Here is a 14,539-nt window from a genome sequence, read left to right as displayed (position 1 = left end):
GCCACGGCGAACGTTCGACCGTGAGTGACGGCCCAACCGCAACATGCGGGTGTGCAGGCTCTGCCTCGTTGTGGGTCACCCGCATGCTTGAGGAAGAAACGAGGGCCATGGCCCCGCAAGACACCAATCCGTTCCTGGCACCCGCAGCAGACACCGCCGCGGAGGGCAGCACCAGCACCGGCGAGCAGCCCGCCGAAACCTCCTCCGCAATGAACTTCGGTCTCCTTTTCCAGGCGCCGGACCTGCAGGCCCGCGCGCCGCGGCGAGAGCCCGAGCCCGAGCGGGCACCGCAGCAGGACAACGACTCCCACGACGGCTCGGCGTCGGACGACGACAACGATGCCGACGGTCAGGGCGCGAGCCGGTCCCGCCGGCGCGGCGGTCGCGGCCGCCGTAACCAGGGCGACGCTGCTGACAACAACTCTGACAATGGCAGCGCCGACAAGGGCACCGCTGACCGGGGAAGCGCCGAGAGCGGCGACTCCGACAAGCGCGACTCCGAGAAGAGTGGCTCCGATAAGGGCGGCGCGGCCAGGGGCGGAGCGGCCAAGCGGTCCGACGGACCCAGAAGCAAGACTGACACCGCGGGGGCGGCTCCGGTCCGGACACCTCGGATGACGATGACGACTCCGATGCGCAGACCGACGGCAACGGCCGCCGCCGCACCCGTCGCCGCCGCCGCAGCGGTGGCGCCACCGAGGGTGACGACCCGCCCGGCACCGTGACCAAGGTGCGCGAACCGCGCAAGGAACGCGACGAGGTCACCGCGATCAAGGGCTCCACCCGGCTGGAAGCCAAGAAGCAGCGCCGTCGTGAGGGCCGCGAAGCCGGCCGTCGCCGTACGGTCATCACCGAGGCGGAGTTCCTCGCCCGCCGCGAGAGCGTCGACCGCCAGATGGTCGTGCGCGAGAAGGCTGGGCGCACCCAGATCGGCGTTCTCGAAGACGGCGTCCTGGTCGAGCACTACGTGTCGCGCGAGGTCCAGCAGGCGTCGATGGCCGGCAACGTCTACCTCGGCAAGGTCCAGAACGTCCTGCCGAGCATGGAGGCCGCCTTCGTCGACATCGGCCGCGGGCGCAATGCCGTCCTGTATGCCGGTGAGGTCAACTGGGACGCCGCGGGCCTCGACAACGGCCAGGCCAAGCGGATCGAGAACGCCCTCAAGGGCGGCGACACGGTGCTGGTGCAGGTGACCAAGGACCCGATCGGCCACAAGGGCGCGCGACTGACCAGCCAGGTGTCGCTGCCGGGTCGTTTCCTGGTCTACGTGCCGGGCAACTCGATGACCGGCATCTCCCGCAAGCTGCCCGACACCGAGCGCGCCCGACTGAAGAAGATCCTCAAGGAGGTCGTGCCCAGCGACGCCGGCGTCATTGTCCGCACTGCGGCCGAAGGAGCCAGCGAAGCCGACCTGCGAGCCGATGTCGAGCGCCTGCAGAACCAGTGGGAGAAGATCCAGTCCGACGCCAAGTCCGCCAGTGCGCCAAACCTGTTGCACGGCGAGCCGGACCTGACCGTCCGCGTCATCCGCGACGTGTTCAACGAAGACTTCAGCAAGCTTGTCGTTGCTGGTGACAAGGCCTGGTCGCAGGTCCAGGACTACGTGGGTTCGGTCGCTCCCGACCTCGCCGAGCGGCTGGAGAAGTGGACCGGGGAGACCGACGCCTTCACCGTGCACCGCATCGACGAGCAACTCGCCAAGGCCATGGACCGCAAGGTCTGGCTGCCCAGTGGCGGCTCGCTGGTCATCGACCGCACCGAGGCGATGACGGTCATTGACGTCAACACCGGCAAGTTCGTCGGTTCCGGCGGAAACCTCGAGGAGACCGTCACCAAGAACAACTTGGAGGCGGCCGAGGAGATCGTTCGGCAGCTGCGGCTTCGCGACATCGGCGGCATCATCGTGGTCGACTTCATCGACATGGTGCTGGAGTCCAACCGCGACCTGGTGGTCCGGCGACTGCTGGAGTGCCTGGGACGGGACCGGACCAAGCACCAGGTTGCCGAGGTGACCTCGCTCGGGTTGGTGCAGATGACCCGCAAGCGCGTCGGTTCCGGCCTGGTCGAGGTCTTCTCCGAGCCTTGTGAGCACTGTGGTGGTCGCGGGATCATCGTCCACACCGACCCGGTCGACAAGCCGTCGAGCAACACCGGCGGCGGCAACGGTGGCAATAGCGGCAGCAAGTCGCGCAAGGGCAGGGGCAAGAAGCAGGCCGACGAGCCGGTCCAGCATTCCGGGCCGACCGCGGCACAGATCGCAGCTGCGGCGCACGCCGCCGCCCAGTCCGGTGGCAAGTCGGGCGACGCAGGATCCAACGTCGAGGGTGCGGACACCGAGATCGTCGATGTCGCCCCGGTTGCGGACACGGCGGCCGACGAGCAGGCTGAGGACACTGGCAAGAAGGGCCGTTCCGCTAAGAAGCGCACCAAGAAGCAGGCCGACGCCCCAGTGGTGACCGGTCGCGCAGGCGCCCAGCGTTCGGCTGTGGCCTCTGCCGATGCTTCGGACGAGTCCACCAGCGCAACCGCGCCGGAGGAGAACGCCGCGACACAGGCTCCGGCCCGCACGATGACCGGGCGCGCCCGGCGTCGCGCGACTTCGGCCGCAGGCGCCGCCCAGCACGTGACGCCGCCGACCACGGCACCTGCAGTGACTGCACCGGTCGTCGATACCGAACCGGCCGAGCCGGCACCCCAGCCGATCACGGCTCCCGAGCCGGTCACGCCGAAGCGCAAGAAGCGTGCGCGTGTGGTGGCACCGGCCGGCCCGCCGGCACCCGAGACCGACTGAACGATTTGGAGCATCACCGGCCGGGCCCGTAAACTCGTGCCTCGGTGTGCCCACCGCGCAGGCGTCCCGGTCCTTCCGGGGTAGCTGCTTGCCGGTTCCACGACAAGTGCGCATCAATGACGAAAGAGAGTTCCGACGTGTACGCGATTGTTCGCGCAGGCGGTCGCCAGGAGAAGGTTTCCGTTGGCGACGTCCTGACCATTGACAAGGTCGCCACCAAGGCAGGCGAGAGCATCGAGCTCAAGCCGCTGCTGCTGGTCGACGGCACCACCGTGACCACCGACGCCACCAAGCTGGCGAAGGTCACGGTCAAGGCCGAGGTGATGAAGCAGGCCAAGGGCCCGAAGATCACCATCGTGAAGTACAAGAACAAGACCGGTTACCGCAAGCGGCAGGGTCACCGTCAGCCGCTGACCCAGGTCAAGGTCACCGCGATCGACGCCTGAGCGTCTCGATCCGTCCACTTCTCTTCAGTAAAGGCTTAGAAAATGGCACACAAGAAGGGTGCATCGTCGACTCGCAACGGTCGCGATTCCAATTCCCAGCGGCTCGGCGTGAAGCGCTTCGGTGGCGAGGTCGTCAACGCGGGCGAGATCATCGTCCGCCAGCGCGGCACGCACTTCCACCCGGGTGAGGGCGTCGGCCGCGGCAAGGACGACACGCTGTTCGCGCTCCGCGCGGGCGCGGTGGAGTTCGGCGCCAAGCGCGGTCGCAAGACCGTCAACATCGTGCTGGCCGAGAAGGCCGAGGCCTGAGCCAGGCTTCAGCCAGCAGAACCTCCGTCGAAAGGGGTGGGTCCGAGATTGAACGGACCTGCCCCTTGAGGCTTGTTTGCCGCTGGCGTTGCTGGTCGCAAGCTCCTTGCAACGCCAGCGGTAAACACCTCTCCTGAGCCTGCTTTGGATGAACTTCCGTCGCCGTCATACAGCACCTGCTCGATCCTGAGCAGCTTCACTAGGAGAATCCCGTTGGGCACCAATTTCGTGGACCAAGTGGTCTTGCACGTGCGCGCCGGCCACGGCGGGCACGGTGTTGCTTCGGTGCACCGGGAGAAGTTCAAGCCGCTCGGTGGGCCGGACGGCGGCAACGGCGGCAAGGGTGGCAGCGTCATCCTGCAGGTCGACCTGCAGTCGACCACGCTGCTGGAATACCACCGCAGCCCGCAACGCGTCGCGCCCAACGGCCGGCCCGGAGCCGGCGACGAGCGCAACGGCGGCGACGGTGAAGACCTGATCCTGCCGGTGCCCGAGGGCACCGTCGTGAAGAACTCTCGCGGCGAGGTGCTGGCCGATCTGGTCGGCGCCGGTGCCACTTTCGTGGCCGCGAACGGCGGCCGTGGCGGCCTAGGCAACAAGGCGCTCGCCTCACCCCGTCGTAAGGCGCCGGGATTCGCGCTGCTCGGTGAGCCCGGTGGCGAGCAGGACATCACCCTGGAGTTGAAGACACTCGCCGACGTCGCGCTGATCGGCTACCCGTCGGCCGGCAAGTCGAGCCTCGTCTCGGTCATGTCCGCGGCGAAGCCGAAGATCGCCGACTACCCGTTCACCACGCTGGTGCCCAACCTGGGCGTCGTCACCGCCGGCTCGCAGCGCTACACGATCGCCGATGTGCCCGGTCTGATACCTGGTGCGAGTCAGGGCAAGGGGCTCGGTCTGGAGTTCCTCAGACACGTCGAGCGGTGCTCGGTGCTGGTGCACGTCGTGGACTGCGCGACTCTCGAGCCGGACCGCGATCCGTTGTCCGACCTCGACGTCATCGAGCAGGAGCTGGCCGAGTATGTCGCCGACGACTCCCTCGGCGGCAAACCGCTGTCCGAGCGCACCCGCATCGTGGTGCTCAACAAGGCCGACGTTCCGGACGCGCGTGAGCTGGCCGAGATGGTCAAGCCCGACCTGGAGGCACGCGGCCTCGAGGTCCACATCGTTTCCGCGGTAGCCCACGTCGGCCTGAAGGAGCTGAGCTTCTCGCTCGCCAAACACGTCGACGAGGCACGTGCGGAGATCGAGTCCAACGTCATCCCGCAGCGAATCGTGGTGCGGCCCAAGGCCGTTGACGATTCCGGGTTCCGGATCCGCAAGGAGATGCACGGCAACGACGAGGTGTTCCGCATCATCGGCGACCGGCCGACCCGCTGGGTCCGACAGACCGACTTCGCCAACGACGAAGCGGTCGGCTACCTCGCGGACCGATTGAACCGCCTCGGCGTCGAGGAGCAGCTCTTCAAGGCCGGCGCGGTGCCCGGGTCCACGGTCCTGATCGGCCCGGAGGAGAACGCCGTCGTCTTCGACTGGGAGCCGACCATGGCCGCCGGCGCCGAGTTGCTCGGCCCACGCGGCACCGATCTGCGCCTGGAGGACGGCGATGGGCGGGCGACCCGCTCGGAGAAGCGCGACGAGTTCCACCGCCGCAAGGATGCCCAGCGCGAGGCCCGTGAGGAGCTGAACGCCGAGCGCAAGGCCGGCCTGTGGACCGACCGCGACCCCACCGTGATCGACAGTGATGAGTGACCTGCGAGCTGCTGTTGCCGCGGCCGGGACGGTCGTGGTCAAGGTCGGCTCCAGCTCGCTGACCGGCGAGCAGGGTGGCCTGGACACCGTCCGACTCACCGCGCTGGCCGACGTACTCGCGGCCCGGCGGCTGGCCGGGACCAACGTCGTCCTCGTCTCCTCCGGAGCGATCGCCGCGGGCATGGTGCCCCTGGGACTGCGCCGTCGCCCGCGCGACCTGGCCACCCAGCAGGCTGCGGCCAGCGTGGGACAGGGTGCGCTCCTTGCGTCATACAACGTGGCGTTCGGGCGGCACGGACTGACCACCGGACAGGTGCTGCTCACCGCCGACGACGTGACCCGGCGCGGGCACTACGTCAACGCCCGCCGGACCATCGAGCGGCTCCTCGCCCTCGGCGTCGTGCCGGTGATCAATGAGAACGACACGGTCGCGACGCACGAGATTCGCTTCGGCGACAACGACCGGCTGGCCGCACTCGTCGCCCATCTCATCGATGCATCCGCATTGGTGCTGCTGTCCGACGTCGATGCCCTGTATGACGCGCCGCCGTCGCACCCGGGTGCACAACGCATCGGCGAGGTACTCGACCAGGCAACCCTCGACGCCGTGGACATCGGCGGCACCGGGTCGGCCGTCGGCACGGGCGGCATGGTCACCAAGATCGAGGCAGCGCAGATCGCCACCGCGGCGGGCGTGCCCACCGTGTTGACCTCGGCCCCACTCGCCGGCGCCGCATTGGCCGGTGAGGACGTCGGCACGATCTTCGGCCCGCAGGGGCACCGGCCGAGCGCACGGCAGCTGTGGCTGCGTTATGCCACCTCGCCGCAGGGCAAGCTGATCATCGACGACGGCGCCGTCGCGGCGGTCACCCAGCGCGGTAAATCGTTGCTGCCAGCGGGGATTCGTCAGGTTGCCGGGCACTTCTCGGCGGGCGACGCCGTTGACCTGGTGGATGAGTCCGGCCAGGTCGTGGCGCGCGGCCTGGTCAACTACGACGCCAAGGAACTACCCGATTTGCTGGGCCACAACACCCACGAGCTGGCACGCACCCTCGGCCCGGCATACGAGCGTGAAGTCGTGCACCGTGACCACCTGGCAGTGCTGACGCGGCGGACAATGCGATGAACGAGGATGGTGACGTGCCAGCAGGAGAACAGACCCGGCCGATTCCGGCATCGGAGGCCGAGGCCGAGCAGCTGGCGGCTGAGGCTGTCGAGCAGGATCCGCCCACCAAGGAGTGGTGGGACGACCCTCGTATGCCGTGGAAGGGCAAGCCCGGCCGGGCCGACATGTGGTGCATCGGGCTGATCATCGCCACGGGCGCTTACGGCCTGCTCACCATCCCGGTGCGGCCGTGGATCCTGGGCAACTTCTCGGCGCCTGCACGCGACTACATCCTGGCCTGCTTCAGCGGCTCCAACATCGCGATGGTCGACATCGGCGCGCTGTCACGTGTCGGCCAGCACCAGTCACTGTGGTGGCTCGCGATCATCGCCGCATCACTGACGTCGATCAAGTTCGACTGGCTGTGGTGGTGGGCCGGGCGCCTGTGGGGTCGCGGCGTCATCGACATGATCGCGGCGCGCTCGAAGTGGGCTGCGCGCACCGCGTATTGGGCGGAGAGCGTCGCGCGGCGCTTCGGCGGTCCCGCGGTTTTCCTGGTGTGGTTCATCCCGTTGCTGCCGAGCTCGATCATCTACGCGTTCGTCGGTGATGCCCGAATGTCGTTGCGGCGCTTCCTATTCATCGATTTTCTCGCCGGGCTCGTCTATCGCGGATTGTGGATGTACCTCGGTTATCGGATGGGTGAGCCGGCCAAGGACCTGGTCAACCAGCTGGCGAAGTACAGCCTCTACCTGACCATCGGCGGCATCATCATCGTCTTCATCGGGGTCTACCGGCAGCAACGTCGCTTCGCAGCCGCGCAGCACCAGTGAGAGTTCTCGTCACGGGCGGCGCCGGCTATCTTGGTGCCGAGGTGGTCGCGCAGGCATCTGCGGCGGGCCACGAGGTGATCGCCGCTTCGCGACGGCTAAGCGGGTCGAGTAGCGGCGAGGGACGAGCCGCGTATCGAGACCCGGGCTCGTCGACGATCCACCTTGACGTGACGGATGCGGACGTATGCCGTGCGGTTGTCGCGGATGTCGCGCCGGACGTCGTCATACACACGGCGTTCGTCCAGACCGACTGGGCAACGACCGCGGACGGTGCGGTCCACGTCGCGCTTGCGGCGCGCGAGCTTGGTGCCCACCTGGTGTTCGTGTCGAGCGACGCGATCTTCTCCGGCGCCGATTCGCCGTATGACGAGCAGGCACACCCTGACCCGGTCACTCGCTATGGCGCCGCGAAGGCCGCTGCGGAGACCGCGATCCGGGCGGTCCTACCCACCGCGACGATCGCCCGCAGTTCGCTCATCCTCGGCCCGGACTCGTCCATGGAACGTCTGGTGCACGCGCTCGCAGGCGGCGACGACGGCATACTCTTCACCGATCAGATCCGCTGCCCGGTGCACCGCGACGATCTGGCCGCCGGACTGCTTGAGTTGGCGGGGAGCGGCGAGCAGGCACCTTCCACTGCGGCGGCGCCGACGCCATCAGTCGCGCCGACATGGGCCGGTTGATCGCCCAACGCGACGGGCTCGATTTCGATCGGATCCGGATCGGGTCGCGAGCGGATCTCGGTCCTGGCCAGCAGCTCGACGTGCGGCTGGACTCGCGCCATACGCAGGAACTCCTGCGCACCACCTTGAGGGGTGCGCAGGAGTTCCTAACGACGATTTGATCAGCCGTTGGTTCGTTCGTTGACGCAACCCTTGCCGGCGATGCCCTTCGGCTCCGGCATGGCGGGGCCGTCCTGCGGCTTCTCCGAGCCGACTTCGCCGCGCAACGCATCGAAGATCGCGACGCCCTGGGAGGCGAGACCGGAGATCATGTCGGACAGTCCGTCGGAGCCGTTCAGCATCGTCACCTTCGCACCGGACAGACCCATCGCGGCCTTCTCGACGATCTGCGGCAGCTGGGCGATCAGTGCCTGGTCGAGCGCAACTCGGTTGCTGCTCGCGGCGGCCTCCGCCTGGATCCGGGTGCGTTCGGCCTCAGCCTTGGCCATGATGCGCAGCCTCTCGGCATCTGCCTGGGCCGGCTTGATGACCTCGGCTACCAGTTGCTCCTCGCGCAACGAGGCCTGTCGCTGCGCCAGCTCGGTCTGCGCATTGATGACTTCCTGCTGCGACTGCGCTTGCGACAGCGGACCGGCCTGAGCTGCTTTCGCCTGTGCCGCTTGGGTTTCCGCGGCATACCCAGCCTGCGTGATCGCGGTGTCCCGCTCGTATTTCGCCTGCTGCCGGAGTGACTCCTGCTGCGCTTCGGCGGCGGCCTGGTCGGCGCTGGCCTGGGCGATCTGCGCCTGCTGCTGGATGCGCGCGTTGTGCGGTGCGGCCATTGCCTTGACGTAACCCAGGCCGCCGTCGTCGATGCCCTGGATCTGCAGCGCGTCCACGATCAGGCCCATCTTGGCCATCTCTTCCTTGGACCCGTCGAGCACTTCCATGGCCAGCTTCTGCCGCTCGGTGATGATCTCCTCGACGGTCATCGAGCCGATGATCGAGCGCAGGTGGCCGGCGAAGATTCGGCCGGTCAGGGTCGGCATCTGCCGCTGATCGGACAGGAAGCGCTGTGCTGCGTTGACGATGGACTCCGTGTCGTTGCCGACCTTTGCCGCGATGACCGCCTTGACCGTCAGGGCGATGCCCTGCTTGGTGACGCACGGTTCCTCGACCTCCGACTCGAAGAGCGACAGCGTGAGGAACTGCACCTTGCGGAAGACCGGCACCACGAATGCGCCGTGCCCGGTGACGACCTTGAACGGTGCGGTGGCCCCGCCGCGTCCACCCAGGATCAGCATCGCCTGATCGCCCTGCGGGACCCGATATCCAAACATGTTCGTCCTTCTCTTTCCCCTGAACGCCCGGTGGTCCTGCCACCGGGTCGTGAAACTGGAATACCACCACAACCCGAAGATCGGCTCGGCGGGATCGCCAGTTGCTGACGGTGCCACGAGCGGTGCTGGTTCCGTCAGAGTTTGAGCAACGAGTCCTCACGCTCGCCCCACGCTACGACGGTCACCGTGCGCGCGCCGAGATCCTCGACGACATAGACCTGTTGGTCCTTTCGCAGCGGCATTGCTGAGTATGCCGTGAACGTTTCGCTCCCGCCGCGGATCGGCACCACGACTTCTCCGGGGCCGGCCTCACCGCGGGTCGCGACCGAAAGCCGGCCCAGCCGGCCGACGGGGAGGAGTGAGGTGTGTCCATGGACCGAATCGTAAAGTGCGACCGCCATACGCGCTCGTATCCTGGAAGGATGACCAGCACGATCGACCACTCCACCCGCGCCGACGCCACGGATCGGGTCCATCAGGCCGGGGGAGCGGCGAAGGTTGCCGCCAAGTGCCTCGCAGTGCTGACTCGCGCCGGCAAGGACGCTGCACTGCACGCGATGGCCGATGCGCTGCTCGCGTCGAGCGACCGCATCGTCGCGGCGAACGAATCGGACATTCTGCGCGGCCGCGAATCGGGTATGCCGGAAGGCTTGCAGGACCGGCTGCGCCTCACCCCTGAGCGAGTAGGTGCGATCGCCGAGGCGCTGCGACAACTCGCCGGCCTGCCCGATCCGATCGGGGACGTCGTGCGAGGTTCGACACTGGCCAACGGCCTGCAGTTGCGGCAGGTCCGCGTGCCGATGGGCGTGGTGGGCATGGTTTACGAAGCACGCCCGAACGTCACCGTCGACGCCGCCGGACTCGGGCTGAAGAGCGGCAACGCGATGATCCTGCGCGGTGGTTCGGCAGCCGCGGACACCAACCGGGTGATCGTCGACGTGCTGCGAAATGCGTTGGAGACACAGGGGATTCCCGCCGACGCCGTGCAGCTGTTGGATGGTGGTCACGAGGATGTCGACGCGCTGATCACGGCACGCGGATTGGTCGACCTGGTGATCCCGCGCGGTAGCGACCGGCTGATCCAGGCAGTCGTGCAGGGCGCCACGGTGCCGGTCATCGAGACCGGCATCGGCAACTGTCACGTCTACGTCGACGCCGCCGCGGACCTCGAGCAGGCGGTCGCCATCGTGCTCAACTCCAAGACACACCGGCCGAGTGTCTGCAACTCCGCCGAGTCGCTGCTGGTGCACCGGGACATCGCGGATGTGGTGCTCCCGAAGTTGTATGACGCCCTGACCTCCGCACACGTCGTGCTGCACACGGACCAGCGCGCCTCGCGGATCGCGGCGGCGGCGGGTGCGCCATACACACTGGCGACGGAGGTCGACTTCGCGACCGAGTATCTCGACCTGGAGCTGAGCGTGGCCGTCGTCGACGACCTGGACGCCGCGATCGCGCACATCGACCGCTACGGCTCGGGGCACACCGAGGTCATCGTCACCGGCGACCGGGCCGCCGCCCGCGCGTTCGTGGCGCAGGTGGACGCTGCGGTGGTGACGGTCAACGCATCGTCGCGGTTCACCGACGGCGGCGAGTTCGGCTTCGGCGCCGAGATCGGCATCTCGACCCAGAAGTTGCACGCGCGCGGGCCGATGGGCCTGCAGGAGCTGACCAGCACCAAGTGGGTCGTCGAGGGCGACGGCCAGATCCGCTGACCGGGCTCGCCACTCCTGCTCGAGATCAATCACGGAGTCACCGGACGATACGCGTCACGGTCGATTTCGACCCTTCTGCGACTGCAGCAAAGCTGAGGCATTTCGTTGGCATCAAGGCTATGCGAGTGGAAGGACGCCTCGCTCATCTGGGCTTGGCTGTGACCTTCAGCTGTCTCAGCGCAGTGTTGGTCGTGGCTAATCGCTGACCAGCTCAATAGAGAGATCTCGCTGAGGCGTTGAAGAGCCTGTCATCTGGGAGTCGAGGTACATTTCAGACCGTGTCTGGGTGGGACGATGCGACCAACGCCGAGAAGTACTCCGAGTTCACCGACTCGTATCCGATGTACCGAGAGACCAGCCGGGACCTGGTCGCGCGGGCTGGAATTGCCGATGCGAACCGGGTAGTCGACTTGTGCTCAGGAACAGGCGAGACCACGCAGGCGCTCCTTGAGCTGATGCAGGAACGCGCGCGACTCATCGCGATCGACCGGTCCGAGGCGATGCAACGGGTGGCCCGCGAACGGATCACCGTTCCACGGGTCCGTTGGGTGCAGTGTGCGGCCGAAAGCATTGACCATCAGGTGCAGGACCAGGGCGATCGAGGACTGGACTCGCCCAGTCTGGTCGAGCTGATGGTGCAGGTTGCGGAGGCAGAGCATGACTTCGTCCGACCCACGGATGTCCGAAGGCGGCGCCTGACGATCACCTCGGTCACCGAGATGCTCGCTACGGCCGGATTGGACGCACGGTGGGAGATCGTCAGCTATCCGCGCAGCGTCCAGCAGGCTCGTGCCTGGTTATCCGTTCCGGTGTTCGGTGGGATGTTTCGGACCTTGAGCTATGAGCAGCGACTCGATGTACTGGCCAAGGCATACGACCGCGTGGACAAGGACCAGACGATGACGGGTCGTTGGCTCCTGGTCACCGCCATCAGGTGACGGCAACGTCTGCGGCGTCGAGGGCGACGGCCAGATCCGCTGACCGGTTCTCGTCGGCAGCGGGCGCTGCGGACCACGTGCGGTCCTGTAGAAGACCTGAGGGGTCGGACGGGACTCGTGGGTCGGATGCGCTGAGCTGCCGGTCGGTGATGGCGCGTCGCAACATGACGGAATTGAGTTCGCTCAGGTCAGCACCCGCGAGAGTTGCCGTCAGTCGATCCCGTTGATCGCGAGCGATCATCGGGATCGATGGCCGCTACGGCAGCGGCGACACGGATGGCATCGATTTGAAGATGCGAAATGGCTTTCGGGGCAGGCGGATTGACGGCGCGGACGACTCCAACTCAAATCGGAATCGCCGCCGTGGTGGGGCTCAAGCAGAAGCGGTCTGGTGGCCGGGCATCCGGCCGGGTGTGAGGTCCCAAACCACACGGTCGGGTCGTACCTCAGCGGTGTAGCCCTGGCGGTGCACGGTCTGGTGATGTCGGCCGCACAGCATCGCCGAATCCGTCAGGGAAGTTTCGCCGCCGGCCCACCAGGGTGTGACGTGGTGGATTTCGCAGAAACCTGGTGGCCGATCGCAGCCCGGGAAGGAACATCCGCCGTCTCGCAGGATCACTGCGACCCGGATTGCTTTGGTGGCCAACCGTTCTCGCCGGCCGACATCCAGGGGTTGGCTGGGGCCGCCGAGCACGACCGGGATCAGGTCGGCGGTGCACGCGAACCGGCGGGCAGCACCCGCGTCGAGCACGTCACCGGTGCTGGTGGTGGCGCCGTGACCGGCCAGGAGTTCCTGCAATCCCATCGTCAGCAGCACCGTCGCCGCACTCGCCTGAGTACCTTCCCCGGCCGCTGCCCGGGCACCGGCACCAACCAGGTCCATGAGCGCGTCGGCCCGGCGCTTACCCGGCGACCGCTCATCCCGCACCGGTTGCCCTGAACTTGTGGACGAATCGTCAGTGTCGTCGTCGAGGTTGAGTCCGAATGCCGCACCCGACCCGTGGCTCCGAGCGGCTGGGGCAGCCTCGGCAGCAGCGTTGTCTGCCCCTGAGGTCTCGTCGGCTCCGTCGGTCTTGCCTGTCGGGTGAGTGGGTTTCGCGGGCCGGGGTGCGGACTTGGCGTTGATCGCTTCCTTGAGGATCGCTGCGTTCGCCGGCGACAGCTCCGCCACCAACCGCGTCATCCCCGTCGCAGTGGTGGACCAAGACAACGACTCGGTGCCCTCAAGCTTCTCGTCATCCTTGGACAGTTTCTCCGGGGCGAACCGGTCGATAATCGCCCGAGTCAACCTCGTCAACCCGTCACACCCCAGCGCGGGGTCAATCCGTAGGAACCAGCCCAGCACCTCGTCACGCTCGGCGGTCGGGATCACCGGGCCGACCTTGTCCGCCTGGATCAGGGCGGTCCGCGCGGACTCCACCGAGCACGATCCCTTGAGTAGGGCTTGGGTGATGACGGTGTTCTTGCGGTGCTGGCACGCGTCGGCGACTGACGCCATCGCCCGGATCGTCTTGGGCTCCAGCCGTGTCTCGCCACTCAGCCGCCCGCTGATCCACTGCCCGGTGGTGGCCGCATCCGACCTCGTGACCGCGCCCCTGTCGACCGCGTCCGCGGCCACGATCGCGCCCACCTGTGACGACCGGCCCTGTAACCGCAACAGGATCGACATCAGCTCTGCTTCTTGGTCGTCGCCGAGCTGATGCACCGCACCCGGAACCTCGTCAATCACCTGCGCCGCAGCCTGCAGGATCCCAAGCACTTCCGGTCCCCGACCCGGCGCCGCGACCGGGGCACCATCCACCACCGAATGACTGATGCTCATGGCGTGAATCCCCTTCCCCTGTAAGCGGTTTCGCTTACTTACAGGATACCTGGGACCCGTGTTAATGGCTAGCATTTCATCGAACACATTTCGGTTAATCCGTATACGCAGCGGCCGTCGCGCTGGGTGGTTCCGGCCTGGCTCTGGGAGGCACCGACCGTGCGGCAAGATGAGGACATGACCGAGATCCGGCCCGCACGCCCGACCGACGCCGAGGACATGGTGGAGGTGCAGAACGCGATCTACCGAGCAGGTCTGCGGGCGAGCCCGGTCGACCTCGCGTCGGTCTGCGAGCGCTACTTCGACAGGGAGCACGGTGTTGCGTGCACGGTCGCCGAGCAGGAGGGCCGCGTTGTCGGCTTCCAGTCGCTCAAGCGGGCATGGCAGGGGAACCCGTACGACGTGGCTGAGGGGTGGGGGATCATCGGCACCCACATCCGGCCTGACGCCGGTCGAAGCGGACTCGGTCGCCGCCTCTTCGCCACGTCTCTGGCAGCCGCAAAGGCAGCTGGGCTGCGACATATCGATGCCACCATCGGCGCCGACAACTCGCCTGCCCTGGCCTACTACGCGGCCATGGGTTTCACGCCCTACCGGGAAGGTGGCGACGCCATCCCGCACCGCTTCGACGTCGAATAGTCGAGTTTCAGTTCACCTTCGATTTCAGCGACGACTGGACGCATCGCTGCGTCGTCGGGCAGGACAAGATCGACCCGATGGAGGAGCTCGGAATTCATCCGCGGCTGCGGTGAGTGGCCGCGACAACGACGGCTGCGGACAAAGCTGCAGCGGGCCATCGAGGGCAAGGGCTCCTTCCGGCGTTTCC

General features: G+C 67.2%; 16 protein-coding genes. 12 read left to right on the top strand and 4 right to left on the bottom strand.

Features of this window, described 5'->3' with window-relative positions; all coding sequences use genetic code 11:
- Positions 1-107: 107 nt before the first annotated feature.
- The 9 genes from ACFQDH_RS21110 to ACFQDH_RS21070 all read left to right on the top strand — a co-directional run bounded on the left by ACFQDH_RS21110 (position 108) and on the right by ACFQDH_RS21070 (position 8,080).
- The gene (locus ACFQDH_RS21110) at positions 108-725 is read left to right on the top strand and encodes a hypothetical protein (RefSeq protein ID WP_382404336.1); all 618 of its coding nucleotides are present in this window, start codon (positions 108-110) and stop codon (positions 723-725) included.
- A 5-nt stretch (positions 726-730) separates the two neighbouring features.
- The gene (locus tag ACFQDH_RS21105; protein ID WP_382404335.1) at positions 731-2,791 is read left to right on the top strand and encodes an Rne/Rng family ribonuclease; all 2,061 of its coding nucleotides are present in this window, start codon (positions 731-733) and stop codon (positions 2,789-2,791) included.
- Positions 2,792-2,928: 137 nt separating this feature from the next.
- Complete coding sequence (gene rplU, locus ACFQDH_RS21100; RefSeq protein WP_382404924.1) at positions 2,929-3,237, top strand: 50S ribosomal protein L21; 309 nt, start codon at positions 2,929-2,931, stop codon at positions 3,235-3,237.
- Positions 3,238-3,279: 42 nt separating this feature from the next.
- Complete coding sequence (gene rpmA / locus ACFQDH_RS21095; RefSeq protein ID WP_382404333.1) at positions 3,280-3,546, top strand: 50S ribosomal protein L27; 267 nt, start codon at positions 3,280-3,282, stop codon at positions 3,544-3,546.
- Positions 3,547-3,759: 213 nt separating this feature from the next.
- The gene (gene obgE / locus ACFQDH_RS21090; RefSeq protein WP_382404332.1) at positions 3,760-5,298 is read left to right on the top strand and encodes a GTPase ObgE; all 1,539 of its coding nucleotides are present in this window, start codon (positions 3,760-3,762) and stop codon (positions 5,296-5,298) included.
- Positions 5,291-6,424, top strand: a complete 1,134-nt coding sequence (gene proB, locus ACFQDH_RS21085) for a glutamate 5-kinase (protein WP_382404331.1) — start codon at positions 5,291-5,293, stop codon at positions 6,422-6,424. The genes obgE and proB overlap by 8 nt, the downstream gene beginning before the upstream one ends.
- Before the next feature lie 14 nt (positions 6,425-6,438).
- Positions 6,439-7,236 (top strand): DedA family protein, encoded by a 798-nt coding sequence (locus tag ACFQDH_RS21080; RefSeq protein WP_382404330.1) that lies wholly within the window; start codon positions 6,439-6,441, stop codon positions 7,234-7,236.
- On the top strand, positions 7,233-7,919 hold the full coding sequence (locus ACFQDH_RS21075) for a sugar nucleotide-binding protein (protein WP_382404329.1): 687 nt from the start codon (positions 7,233-7,235) through the stop codon (positions 7,917-7,919). Before ACFQDH_RS21080 ends, ACFQDH_RS21075 begins: the two co-directional genes overlap by 4 nt.
- Positions 7,907-8,080, top strand: coding sequence for a hypothetical protein (locus tag ACFQDH_RS21070; protein ID WP_382404328.1), 174 nt, complete (start codon positions 7,907-7,909; stop codon positions 8,078-8,080). The genes ACFQDH_RS21075 and ACFQDH_RS21070 overlap by 13 nt, the downstream gene beginning before the upstream one ends.
- Here ACFQDH_RS21070 and ACFQDH_RS21065 read toward each other — a convergent pair whose 3' ends face one another.
- Together ACFQDH_RS21065 and ACFQDH_RS21060 are read right to left on the bottom strand one after the other, a co-directional pair.
- Positions 8,081-9,238 (bottom strand): SPFH domain-containing protein, encoded by a 1,158-nt coding sequence (locus ACFQDH_RS21065; RefSeq protein WP_382404327.1) that lies wholly within the window; start codon positions 9,236-9,238, stop codon positions 8,081-8,083.
- Positions 9,239-9,372: 134 nt separating this feature from the next.
- Positions 9,373-9,639, bottom strand: coding sequence for a hypothetical protein (locus ACFQDH_RS21060; RefSeq protein ID WP_382404326.1), 267 nt, complete (start codon positions 9,637-9,639; stop codon positions 9,373-9,375).
- 21 nt (positions 9,640-9,660) lie between these two features.
- On the opposite strand from ACFQDH_RS21060, the gene ACFQDH_RS21055 reads away from it, so the two are divergent.
- Both ACFQDH_RS21055 and ACFQDH_RS21050 read left to right on the top strand, forming a co-directional pair.
- Positions 9,661-10,953, top strand: coding sequence for a glutamate-5-semialdehyde dehydrogenase (locus ACFQDH_RS21055; RefSeq protein ID WP_382404325.1), 1,293 nt, complete (start codon positions 9,661-9,663; stop codon positions 10,951-10,953).
- 278 nt (positions 10,954-11,231) lie between these two features.
- Entirely contained in the window at positions 11,232-11,891 is a 660-nt protein-coding gene (locus ACFQDH_RS21050; protein WP_382404324.1) for a methyltransferase domain-containing protein, read from the top strand.
- On the opposite strand, the gene ACFQDH_RS21045 is transcribed toward ACFQDH_RS21050, so the two are convergent.
- A complete protein-coding gene (locus ACFQDH_RS21045; protein WP_382404323.1) occupies positions 11,884-12,132 on the bottom strand; it encodes a hypothetical protein in 249 nt (82 codons plus the stop codon). The two genes, ACFQDH_RS21050 and ACFQDH_RS21045, sit on opposite strands and share 8 nt — an antisense overlap.
- Positions 12,133-12,264: 132 nt before the next feature.
- Positions 12,265-13,713, bottom strand: coding sequence for an HNH endonuclease signature motif containing protein (locus tag ACFQDH_RS21040; RefSeq protein ID WP_382404322.1), 1,449 nt, complete (start codon positions 13,711-13,713; stop codon positions 12,265-12,267).
- A gap of 177 nt (positions 13,714-13,890) precedes the next feature.
- Here ACFQDH_RS21040 and ACFQDH_RS21035 point away from each other — a divergent pair, with 177 nt between their 5' ends.
- The gene (locus ACFQDH_RS21035) at positions 13,891-14,352 is read left to right on the top strand and encodes a GNAT family N-acetyltransferase (RefSeq protein WP_382404321.1); all 462 of its coding nucleotides are present in this window, start codon (positions 13,891-13,893) and stop codon (positions 14,350-14,352) included.
- The last annotated feature ends 187 nt before the right edge of the window (positions 14,353-14,539 follow it).

The sequence above is a fragment of the Flexivirga alba genome (assembly GCF_042661025.1).
Lineage (GTDB): Bacteria > Actinomycetota > Actinomycetes > Actinomycetales > Dermatophilaceae > Flexivirga > Flexivirga alba.
The sequence above is the reverse complement of the archived record's forward strand: the minus strand, read 5'-3'. Positions and strand labels throughout refer to the sequence as shown.